Origin of the sequence: Marinobacter sp. EhC06 (genome assembly GCF_001650915.1) — a bacterium.
GTDB lineage: Bacteria > Pseudomonadota > Gammaproteobacteria > Pseudomonadales > Oleiphilaceae > Marinobacter.
This window is the reverse complement of record NZ_LXYO01000006.1, coordinates 1-9,288: the sequence shown is the minus strand read 5'-3', so window position 1 is coordinate 9,288 and position 9,288 is coordinate 1. Positions and strand designations below refer to the sequence as shown.

Genomic DNA, 9,288 nt, shown 5'->3' with positions numbered 1-9,288 from the left:
GAAACCCCAGCATCCTCGATGCTGGGGTTTTTTATTGCCTGAAATTTGGCAAATGCCAAAACCATGACGCTGCGCACAGTGACAACATGTAACTGGAGTTACACTTCTGTAAAAGAACTGGCTAAAACAACATCAAAAATCCAAGCCAGCCTCAGAGACGCTCATCAGTCATCTTTAAATCAGCCGCCAACAACAAAAAGCGGCAGCGGTGAGATGTGACTATGAGTAAAATAATTCCTTCGCTTCTCCTCCTGCCTTTACTGGCCTCGGGGGTCAACGCCGAACTGCGCCCGATTTCAGATCAACAAATGTCTGAAGTCACGGGTCAGGCATTTGTCTCGGTTGACCGCCAGTATCATCCTGATGCCAACGACAATACCGCCTATACCCGGATCAATCTTGGAATGGATATCGACATCCAGACCAATGTGGATGTCCTTGAAATGGGCCGTTACGAACGGGATGGAGAGAAGCCGGGCACTTCGGATGTCTATATCGAGGATTTCGCCCTTGGCTATATAAACAACCAGGCCTACTTTGACGCTAACCCCAAAGCCCCGAAACAACGAAAGCCAGATGGCAGTACCTATGCCGAGGGTGAGATAGTCCCGTTTACTATCGAGAATCCGTTCCTGGAGTTTGCCTTCGACGAACAGACGGAAGAAGTTGTCGGTTTCCGTCTGGGCTTCGGCGAATCCATGGGTGTCCTCTCTGGCAAGATTGAAACCCTGACCGGCAATGTAAACGTGGATATCATTGATCGTGGTGAGGGGCTTTCCCAGGCAAACTCCTCCGGTAACCTATTTGATCAACTGATTGTTCTATTGACGCCTCTCCTTGAGGGTGGAAGTCCCTTATCTACCAAAGCTGAGTTGGTCTATGGCGCGGAGGGTGATCCAAACATTGGCGAGCTGGATCCCATAAGAGCCGAATACATTGGCATTCCAAATGGTGAGCGTTTCATTCTTGAGGGCGCTAGCGGTTTTACCCGATGGTCGGTAAAGAACCTGATCGGCTGGGGATCGAGCTCCCGCATTGAAGTTCCCGATTGTTCCTTTTTCAGCTGTTCCGGCGGTGACATATACGTCTATGCCCAGGACTGTCTTGTGCTGGGAATAGACTCCTGCTTCGACCTGGATATCTACAACAGCTTCCCGGTAGGCGAAGTCGGCGAGGTGAACGGCGAGCGACGTATTACAGGCCCGGTCGATGGCGCCTTTATTTCATTCCAGACCAAGGATCTGGACTGGCTGAAAGATGTAAAGAAAACAGACTTCACGCCGGAGGATTTCATCAGGGCAACATCAGGAGCGTTCTTCAATATCCCGAACGGAGCGACTGAAGTGAATCTCAATGAAGCGCTCTATGGTACCCAGCGTTACCGCACCGAATACATCGACCGCGGCAAGGGTCTGTTCTAAGGAGTTTCTTATGAAATGGTCCGCTTTCAGTCAGCTTCCCGTTTCCGCGCGCGTCCTTTTCATGATGGCGGCCGTTCTGACTGTGCCCGAGCAGGTTGAGGCAGAGCTTCAGGGCCTTTCGGAAACTGAAATGTCCGCGATTGATGGAGCCGGCATCGGCCTGGTGTTGGAGAATTTCAAATTCTCCCATGGAACGGATGAGCCGGATGCCTCCGGAGAGCAGGCACGGATTTTTCGAATCGGGGGAATCAAGAGTACAGATGGACGTGATGTCGATATTACGGTGAACCACCTTTACATCTCCGGGGCCAATAGCAACTACGGCGAGACTTTGGGGCCGGTCAATCTGGGGAGGCTTCTCAATCCCTGGCGCATTGATGTGGTGGATGGCAATGATATTGGAATCGCCAATAAGGCGGTTCTGGAGTTTGCGGCCAGTACCAAAGTTGCTGCCGGGCAGGGTTACGATTGCATGGATTCCGCCGCTGGTCCCGGAAGTGGTACCTGTTCGAGCCGCCCGGCGACGGCGGATTACATCGGAGAGCGTGCGGATGTTGGCATGCAGATGAACGTGGCGGTTGGTGACGACCGATCTGCCAATATCAACATTCACGCAAAGAGTGCTGTCATCGACGGTAGCTATCTGCGTCTCTGGGGCGACAACGATCGGCGTCAGATGGTGGGGCAGTTCAAGCTCAATTTTTATTCTCCGGAGCTTTCGATAAACGCCTGCGCCCAGGACGGCTCCAGCTGCGGCTCCCGAATTCGGATGAGCGATTTTGCGCTGGAGCTGGCGATTGGCAACCAGCTTCAGCCGGTATTCTTCGACGTTGATGGCAGTGGAAACTTTGTAGTGGAAGTGGCTGCTATACGGCGTCCCCAGCCGGGCGAGATTGGCGCCGACGGTCTCAGGGCAAGCAGCGATGCTGAAGCCTGGGATTTCTACGAGTCCTATTACACCAATCCGGAATTCCGCAGCAACCTGAAGATCGGGAATTTCAGTGTTGGCGACCGTGATTTCGGCTCTGCCCGTGTACAGGGAATGCTTATACAGCATCTGAACATCAAAACGAGGGATCTGAGCCAATGATAGCCATCCTGCAAAGAACGTCGCTCGCTCTCTCTGTTTTGCTGCTTCCACCACCGACCCTTGCGGAACTCTCCCGTCTCGGTGATGAAGCGCTTTCAGGGATCTCGGGCCAGGGGGGGATCTACCTGTCCGGCGACATCAGCATCAATGAAATGGGTGGTCCGGTTGAAAACAGCTATTTCGGACGCTGTGACGATGCCGACAAAAAGTGTGGCGCCCGCTTCGCCTACAGGTTGAAGGAAAACGGGGGATGGATGGTTCTTGATGATATCCGCGGCAATTTCGCGTTTGAGGGGCTGACACTGAGGGTACGCAAAGTTGATTCGGGGTTTGGCGGCGATGGGGAGCTGTTCAATCGGGATGTCCTGGAGCTGGGGCTGCCCAATACCGTCCGGTTTAACGATGTTCAATTCAAGATATCCGCAAGCAGCACCGCTCGCCCCACCGATCCGGGTTTTCAGCAGACCGACATATTTTCTGTAGATATGCGGGGGGAGGTTGTGATGGAAGGCAACCTGCTCGTGTTTCCGGCAGGTAATCCGTAATCATGGAGGGGGTGAGGGCTGTGAGTGCTTCAAACAGAATCAAGCCAGCTGCCTTGATAGCCAGTGGGCTGGTCTGGGTGATCATCACCCCGTCGGTGGTTGCCGACATGAAAAGCCTGGACGATTCTGCGCTGGCCAACATCAGTGGCCAGAGTGGCTTGACCATGGAGTTGGACCTTGGCCTGGCCGCCGATCGGTTATCGTACTTTGACGATGGTAACGGCATTCATCTGGAAGGGTTCCGGGTTGGTTCAGCAATCGATTCTTCAGGGCAGGCATTTCATCTGGTTCGAGTCGATATTGAGGAAGATGCGTCCCTCAACCTCGACTACCTGGTTGAGGACCGGAGAATCGAGTTCGGCGATATCCGCCTCGCCGGTGCGCCGGGAGTCAGCATGGGAAGTGTCTTCTTCGACCATTCCCTGGCGGGTTATCTGAATATCAGCCAGGGTGGCTCCGTTGGAGGCGGCGGGTATACCTTTGATTCTGCCTACACCATGACCGGTGGTCGTCTGGGATACCGCACCAACGGCAATGAAGTTTTCCTGGACGATATCACCATGAACGTGGAGGCGCTGGGGATAACGCTGGATGTGGTTGGCGACACTCTGGCCTTGAATGCGCCCCGGATTACGGGAGAGTGGGCTGTCGGTGCAATTCGTTTCAGCGGCAACCCTCTGAACCATGGAGTATCCGTCGATTCCGGCACCGGTCAGCTGCTACCCAGTTATGGCAGTCTGAGTGGAAGCTATGACCTTTCATCCAACACCAGAATTACTGCCGGCGGGCGCTCCGGTGAGGGCCTTCGAATCGATAATGAGACCGTTATTCATTCGGCCTCCTTTCTCTATAAGGATGACGGGAGGGCCCTTGCGCTTCGGGACATCACCGGCGCCTACCGCATCAATGATCTCAGGCTCGATGTGGCGACCGACTGGGAGAATCGGCCGGCACTTGCCCTGACCCTTGGCTCCATGGATGGGCAGTTCAACATCGGTGCCATTGAGATGGGCGGCAATGGACAAAGTATCGGAGAGGTGAATGTCAGCTTTCTGCTTGAGGACCAGGTGTTCAATGGCCGCAATTACTCCAATGCGATCTATCTGCAGGGGGGTGGCCACCCTGATGCCGGCCCCCAGGGCTTGCGGCTTGCGACGGAATGGAGTCTGCGCCTGGCCGATTTCAGCTATACGGAAGACGGAAACAGGGTGATCTTCAGCGGCCTGCAGTCGTGGGGGCAGGGCGATGTAACGGTCAACGTGACTCGGGATGGCGTAATCAACGGCACAGAATTCTTCGATGGTCTGCGCATCGGCTTTGAGGGCATCCGTGCGGGTTACCGGATCAATGGCCTGCGGATAGGCAGTGAAGATGCCCCCTTGCAGGGGGGCACGGAACTGCTGCTCGCGCTGGGCTTCTATCCCGCCTATGAGTTCGAGCTGGATGGCCATATGACACTTGGTGCGGGTGGTGCCTCAGGTGAGGGTATTACCATCAATTCCGATGTCCGGATTCGGGATGGCAAGGCCGCAATTATCGCAGTGCCCTATGATGAGGGTAACGGTGAGGTCCCCCAGAAGGGTCTCTGGATTACCGAGCTGGATTACGACTCCCACGTTAGGGATATGACGGTCGATGTCACTCAGGAGGGGCTTGCGATTATCAAAGGTGAAGCCTGGAGCACCATGGACATCGGCAACCTGCGGATCGGCGACAAGGAATCAGGCCGGAGTTTCGGTCGTTTCGTGGTTCAGAAATACGAGACCGGCAGCAGTATGACGGTCGTGCCCGGAGGTGCCGGTGATGTCTGTGCCGGTGGCATGGGCGATAGCCCATCGGCCTGTGCCGACTCCGGAGGCGTCTGGGAAACTCGGGGTGAGGAAGGGCTGACTGTCCGCCTGAAGCAAGTATTTGCCAAGGCCGCCGGAGAGTCCCGGAAAAACGCCCTGACGTGGGAAACCAATCGGCAAACCAATGGCGCTGGCGAAGCCATGAACGGAACGGGCACGCGTCTGGTTCTGAATGATATCCACACCAGCGACGGCGGCGACTTCGATGGTGACGGTGTCGACGACAACTCGTTTGGCGTGCGCACCGATCTCTCCGTGGATGTCTACCAGACCCGGGTCGTGAAAAAGGCAGGCGGTCCGGACGCTATGGGCGTGGTTGGCAATCGGGGTGACGAGAAAATCATGGATGGCTCATCAGCGGCAGGTTACCGCTATGTCGCCAATCCGACCCTCCAGGAAACCGAAAATCGACCGCTCGGTTTTGCGGTGAAAGCGAGGAGCCAGTTCAAGGAACTCTCCATCAATAATATCGATCTGGTCCATCCGGTTGGTGGTGCACAGACTGCCGTATATGGTGTGAAAATGCAGAACTTTGATATCAAGGCGAACCTCACCGCAACACCGATTCCCTGATTTGTCGGCAGCCATTTCGCAAAGGCCGGCTGCCGACTTTGTCTTTTTCCTTCCCCTGGTGTTTAATCCGGCCTTACCCACTCTCATGGCTGGATGCGTGTTATGAAATCCAAAGCACTTATAGAGTTGCTCAGTGACGGACAGGTCCACTCGGGGGCTGCGTTGGCCGAAAAACTCGGGGTCAGTCGCACGGCGATCTGGAAGCAGATCCGTCGGGCAATGGACGAAGGTGCTGATATTGCCACGATCCGTGGGCGCGGGTATCAGCTGGTATCGAGGGTTGACCTGCTCGACCGTGTGGCGGTGCTTGATGGAATTGCTTCCGGCCGGGAAGAGGAGTTGGCGCTGACCGTGCTTGATGAAGTGGATTCAACCAATGCCGAAGTGGTCCGGCAGATTACGGCCGGGACAAAAGGTATTCCGGTGGTCATGGCCGACTGCCAGACCTCGGGGCGCGGGCGACGTGGACGAGTATGGCAAAGCCCTCGGGGCGAGAACCTGTACCTCAGTATGGGGCTGACTTTCCACGGTGGCTTCGGGGTACTGGATGGATTGAGCCTGGTACTGGGTGTTGCGGTAGCCAATGCACTTGAGCGACTCGGAGTGCCAGAGGTTGGGCTCAAATGGCCAAACGATATATTTCTGCCCGACGGAAAGCTTGGCGGCATTCTGGTGGAACTGCAGGGCGAGCTGGAGGAGGGGGTTGTGCAAGTGATTGCCGGCATTGGCCTGAATGTCCACATGTCCCGGGCCGACGGTGTCGATCAGCCCTGGAGCAGCCTTGCCAGGGTTTGCCCCGAAACGGACTGGTCGCGGAACCAGGTCGCCAGCGCCATTATCGATGCCGTTCTGGATGTGGTACCCCTGTTTTCAGATGTCGGTTTCGCAGATTTCCGGGAGCCCTGGCAGCGCCGGGACATCTTTATGGGAAAACCGCTTCAGGCTCGAGGCGGTGATGTGGAAGGCGTCGGCTGCGGTATTGATGACGCCGGGAATTATCAGATCCGGACCCAAACCGGAGTTGTTCCGGTACGCGCAGGGGAAATCAGTCTGCGAGTGATGCCATGAAGCTTTTTATTGATGCAGGCAATACCCGGTTGAAATGGTGTCTCGATGATCAGGGCCGCACCCTGGTATCAGGCACAGGTTCACTGGAAGAGGAGAATCCAGTGAGCTCAGTCGGAGAGCTCATCAGGCACGTCAGCAGTGTTGCCATATCCACCGTTGCTTCCGAGGAACGACGCGCTTATTTGCTGGATTCTCTTGCAAAGCTCTGTCCTGCGCCGGTGCAGTTTTACTGGTCCGAGCAGGCCCGTAACGGTCTGGTAAATGCCTACCAGGATGTCTCGAGAATGGGGGCAGATCGATGGCATGCCATGTATGGCGCCTGGCTCGACCACAAACAGGGCTTCGTGGTGGTAGATGCCGGCAGTGCCGTCACCGTCGATTATGTGGATTCGCGTGGCCGGCATCTGGGCGGTTATATCCTTCCTGGACTACAGATGATGTTGCGGAGCCTCAGGACCGATGCGGCGCGAATCTGGTTCGACCCCGATCAGGAGCTGGCGACAGACCCGGGCAGAAGTACCGGCGAATGCGTGAACCACGGTCTTGCCTGGCTTTCCGGTGCCATGGTCGAGCGGGTTATCGCTGACGTTCGTAAGCACAGCCTGTCTGATGTGTTGGTGACTGGCGGCGACGCGAACCGCCTGATCGGTCTTGGCCTGTCTGGTGTCCATCGCCCTGACCTTGTGTTGTCTGGCTTGCGTGCGATCCATGCCGAGGATGCATCCGAATGAGGTGGTTGGCGTTTGTGCTGGTCCTGGTGAGTATTGGTATTTATTACCTGCCAGACTTCGCCGGGCCTTCGGGCGGAATGGCCAAAGTCGCCAGTGGCAGTTTGCCGAGGGTGGCCAGCCTGAAATCATCGGAGCCCCGGAATGTCGAGGTTGGCGAGGCGACGGGCCAGTCTGGGCCCTCCTGTGTGCGCCTTGGCTGGATAGAAAGTGCGGAGCGCGCTCACAGGCTCGTGGATAATCAGCCCCTTGCTGAAGAGGCAGGTTTTACCGTTGAGGAAGTCGAGAGAGAGTTGCCGCCCTTGCACTGGGTTCTTATCCCGCCCCAGCCTGAAGATGTTGCGTTGCGGCAGTTCCGCGACATTCAACGTCAGGGCATTGATTCCTACCTGGTTACTGAGGGAGAGAATCGCAATGCCATTTCCCTGGGCCTGTTCGAGTCCCGGGAATCTGCAATTTCCGTGCTGGAAGAAAAAAAACGCCAGAATCTTAATGCGGTACTGGTCAACTTCCCCCGAAATCAGATAAGCTACGCGCTCTCTTTTGAGGCTGAACCGGAACTCGCTGAGGAACTGGTTCAGGCGGTGAAAGCGGATTACGGCAGCAATTTTGATTTCGTTGAAATCAGGCCTTGTGAAGGTGTTGCAACGCCAGAAAAAAATCCGTAGTATACCGCCCTCGCTGACGAGGCGAATGTGAGCTGGCGTAGCTCAGTTGGTAGAGCAGCTGACTTGTAATCAGCAGGTCGGGGGTTCGATTCCGTCCGCCAGCTCCACTTTAAGTTTTGACGGATTTGCGTAAGCGAATCCGACTCGGAGGGGTTCCCGAGTGGCCAAAGGGATCAGACTGTAAATCTGACGGCATCGCCTTCGCAGGTTCGAATCCTGCCCCCTCCACCACTAAATTGCTCGCGGGCATCGTATAGTGGCTATTACCTCAGCCTTCCAAGCTGATGACGCGGGTTCGATTCCCGCTGCCCGCTCCAATTTGTTTTGCAATGCTCATGTAGCTCAGTTGGTAGAGCACACCCTTGGTAAGGGTGAGGTCGGCGGTTCAAATCCGCCCATGAGCTCCATTATTTATCCGGTCAACGTTACGATCCTGGTTGATTAGGGAGATTGGTCGAATGTCTAAGTCAAAGTTTGAACGTAATAAGCCGCACTTGAACGTGGGCACCATTGGTCACGTTGACCATGGTAAGACCACTCTGACCGCAGCTCTGACTCGTGTATGTCACGAAGTTTTCGGTACCGGTGAGAGCCGTGCGTTTGACCAGATCGATAACGCACCGGAAGAGCGTGCGCGTGGTATCACCATCGCCACCTCCCACGTTGAGTACGATTCTCCGACCCGTCACTACGCTCACGTAGATTGCCCGGGCCACGCTGACTATGTGAAGAACATGATCACTGGTGCGGCGCAGATGGACGGCGCGATCCTGGTTTGTTCCGCAGCTGACGGCCCCATGCCGCAGACTCGTGAGCATATCCTGCTGTCCCGTCAGGTTGGTGTACCTTACATCGTTGTGTTCCTGAACAAAGCGGACATGGTAGACGATGAAGAGCTGCTCGAGCTGGTCGAGATGGAAGTTCGTGATCTGCTGAGCCAGTACGACTTCCCGGGTGACGACACCCCGATCGTTACCGGTTCCGCTCTGATGGCGCTGGAAGGCAAAGACGACAACGAGATGGGTACTACCGCTGTCAAGAAGTTGGTAGAAGCTCTGGATGCTTACATCCCTGAGCCGGAGCGTGCGATTGATCAGCCGTTCCTGATGCCGATCGAGGACGTCTTCTCTATTTCTGGTCGTGGTACCGTGGTAACCGGCCGTGTTGAGCGTGGCATCATCAAGGTTGGTGACGAAGTGGAAATCGTGGGTATCAAGGATACCGTGAAGACCACTTGTACCGGTGTTGAGATGTTCCGCAAGCTGCTGGACGAAGGTCGCGCGGGTGAGAACGTTGGTGTTCTGCTGCGTGGTACCAAGCGTGACGACGTTGAGCGTGGTCAGGT

General features: G+C 55.8%; 8 protein-coding genes and 4 tRNA genes. All 12 read left to right on the top strand.

Going from position 1 to position 9,288, the window contains the following annotated elements; all coding sequences use genetic code 11:
- Positions 1 to 308: 308 nt before the first annotated feature.
- Complete coding sequence (locus A8B84_RS04600; RefSeq protein ID WP_227512741.1) at positions 309 to 1,421, top strand: hypothetical protein; 1,113 nt, start codon at positions 309 to 311, stop codon at positions 1,419 to 1,421.
- A gap of 10 nt (positions 1,422 to 1,431) precedes the next feature.
- A complete protein-coding gene (locus tag A8B84_RS04595; RefSeq protein WP_064228501.1) occupies positions 1,432 to 2,511 on the top strand; it encodes a hypothetical protein in 1,080 nt (359 codons plus the stop codon).
- A complete protein-coding gene (locus A8B84_RS04590) occupies positions 2,508 to 3,056 on the top strand; it encodes a hypothetical protein (protein WP_064228500.1) in 549 nt (182 codons plus the stop codon). Before A8B84_RS04595 ends, A8B84_RS04590 begins: the two co-directional genes overlap by 4 nt.
- A gap of 20 nt (positions 3,057 to 3,076) precedes the next feature.
- Positions 3,077 to 5,479: a DUF6160 family protein gene (locus A8B84_RS04585; protein WP_064228503.1), complete on the top strand. Its 2,403-nt coding sequence runs from the start codon at positions 3,077 to 3,079 to the stop codon at positions 5,477 to 5,479.
- 102 nt (positions 5,480 to 5,581) lie between these two features.
- Positions 5,582 to 6,547, top strand: coding sequence for a biotin--[acetyl-CoA-carboxylase] ligase (locus A8B84_RS04580; RefSeq protein WP_064228499.1), 966 nt, complete (start codon positions 5,582 to 5,584; stop codon positions 6,545 to 6,547).
- A complete protein-coding gene (locus tag A8B84_RS04575) occupies positions 6,544 to 7,278 on the top strand; it encodes a type III pantothenate kinase (protein WP_064228498.1) in 735 nt (244 codons plus the stop codon). The genes A8B84_RS04580 and A8B84_RS04575 overlap by 4 nt, the downstream gene beginning before the upstream one ends.
- Positions 7,275 to 7,943, top strand: coding sequence for a hypothetical protein (locus A8B84_RS04570; RefSeq protein WP_064228497.1), 669 nt, complete (start codon positions 7,275 to 7,277; stop codon positions 7,941 to 7,943). The genes A8B84_RS04575 and A8B84_RS04570 overlap by 4 nt, the downstream gene beginning before the upstream one ends.
- 31 nt (positions 7,944 to 7,974) lie before the next feature.
- A tRNA-Thr gene (locus A8B84_RS04565) sits at positions 7,975 to 8,050 on the top strand.
- Positions 8,051 to 8,089: 39 nt separating this feature from the next.
- Positions 8,090 to 8,174 (top strand) — tRNA-Tyr (locus A8B84_RS04560).
- An 11-nt stretch (positions 8,175 to 8,185) separates the two neighbouring features.
- Positions 8,186 to 8,260: transfer RNA gene (locus A8B84_RS04555), tRNA-Gly, on the top strand.
- A 14-nt stretch (positions 8,261 to 8,274) separates the two neighbouring features.
- Positions 8,275 to 8,350, top strand: a tRNA-Thr gene (locus A8B84_RS04550).
- Positions 8,351 to 8,401: 51 nt separating this feature from the next.
- On the top strand, positions 8,402 to 9,288 hold an 887-nt coding region (tuf, locus tag A8B84_RS04545), incomplete at its 3' end, for an elongation factor Tu (RefSeq protein ID WP_064228496.1).